The organism is Micromonospora sp. NPDC002411, from assembly GCF_053592955.1.
Window position 1 is genome coordinate 1 of sequence record NZ_JBSFBM010000627.1, and the last position, 1,463, is coordinate 1,463.

At 66.6% G+C, this 1,463-nt stretch carries 2 protein-coding genes; one reads left to right on the forward strand and one right to left on the reverse strand.

Features of this window, described 5'->3' with window-relative positions; all coding sequences use genetic code 11:
• The first annotated feature begins 387 nt into the window (after positions 1-387).
• Entirely contained in the window at positions 388-585 is a 198-nt protein-coding gene (locus ACWCO3_RS34575; protein WP_450014206.1) for a hypothetical protein, read from the forward strand.
• A gap of 97 nt (positions 586-682) precedes the next feature.
• Here ACWCO3_RS34575 and ACWCO3_RS34580 read toward each other — a convergent pair whose 3' ends face one another.
• Complete coding sequence (locus ACWCO3_RS34580; protein WP_450014208.1) at positions 683-937, reverse strand: hypothetical protein; 255 nt, start codon at positions 935-937, stop codon at positions 683-685.
• Positions 938-1,463: the final 526 nt, after the last annotated feature.

Consider the following 1,463-nt stretch of genomic DNA (forward strand, 5'->3'; position numbering starts at 1 on the left):
GCCGGCGACGGTGCCCGGTCCAGCCAGTCCACGTGCCGTTCGACCAACTCGACCGCCCGCGCCTCGTTCCCGGTCAACGGCCCCGCGCCGCGCGGAGCGCGGCGCCTTGATCCAGAACAGAAGAAATCGGCAATGAAGCCATTCGGCTCCTGTCCCCGCGACGCCGCACGGCTTCTGCCGCCAGGGACTCGAACCCTGAACCCCTCCGGCGGTCTGTGGATCATCGCAGATCGGGCGGATCGGTGTCCTGACCTGGGCTGTGTCTCTCGTTGCCTTACAGCGGTTGACAGCCCTTGTCAGCGTCAGTTGTGCCCGACATGTGCCCGATGATCTTGTGGAGGACACTGGCTGTTGCCGTCCAGTTCGCCACCGGGAACGCTGTCCCCCATGAACCAGGAGGACCGGTTGCGGCAGATAGTTGAGGAGCTCCGGCGGATGCGGGAGCAGTGTGAGCCCAAGTCCAACCAGAATCCTCGGTATCTCCGCTACTCCAACGCTGTGTCGGCGCTGCTATGGATCATCGATGACCTAGCGAAGGAGCGGGCGGCCCAGCTCTCGGCGACCGACGACGTGTCGGGAAGCTAGAGCGCCTCGTCCCGACCGCGGGGACGCAGCACCACTGCTGCAAAATCGCGAACCTGCGCCCGTTTGCCTAGTAGCTCGATCAGCGGGGCCGGCCAACCTATTCGTTTGTGGTGCCTTCACTGGCTTCCTGCTCGTCGCCCGCGCTTTCCTCGGCGACGGGGTTCGAGCCCTCGGCGGCAAGTTCCTGGTCGCGCTTGGCGAAGCTCCTCGCCTTGAGCTCGCGGTAACCGAAGGCGACTCCCGCGACGACGACGCCGACGGCGATCGTCCCCGCGACACCGAGAACCCCGCCTTGCTTGGCACCATCGGCGAAGCCCTGATGGTAGCCGTGGCCCCACACCGCGTTGCCCATGCCAGCCCCTCCCGTATTGCTCGTGAACCGCGGTAGAGCCTAGCGGGAGGTTGTCACTCGACACCCGATCAAACGCGACGCCGCGCTTACAAGAGCTCTGTGCGTCGCGTCCGCACGCGTCCGGCAACGGCTGCACGCTCGGAGCCTCGTCTATGCCAGCGCGCGTCAGTGTGCCGCCGTCCGGCGGCGTTGCTGTCGACAGCCGTTCCGTCGGCGACCCAGGCTGACCCCCGCCGGGGGGATGCGGTCTCAAGCTGTCGGCCGCTGGCAACTGGTATCGGTCTGCGCCAGCAAGCAGGTGACGGGCGTCGTTCGTTTCACGCTCGGAGTCGACCCACAGCGACGCTCGCGCTGCCTCCTTGCTGCCTCCGCCGCCCCACGTATCGCACACAAGCTCCTGTGCATGAGGTCCGCCCACGTCTGGCAACGGTGGCCGATTCGGATCGAGGTCCATCTCCGAGCCAACCGGCCTGCCGTCGTTCGCTGCAGTTGCTGTCAAGTGTTGCGGGGTGGGTCGATCTCTCGC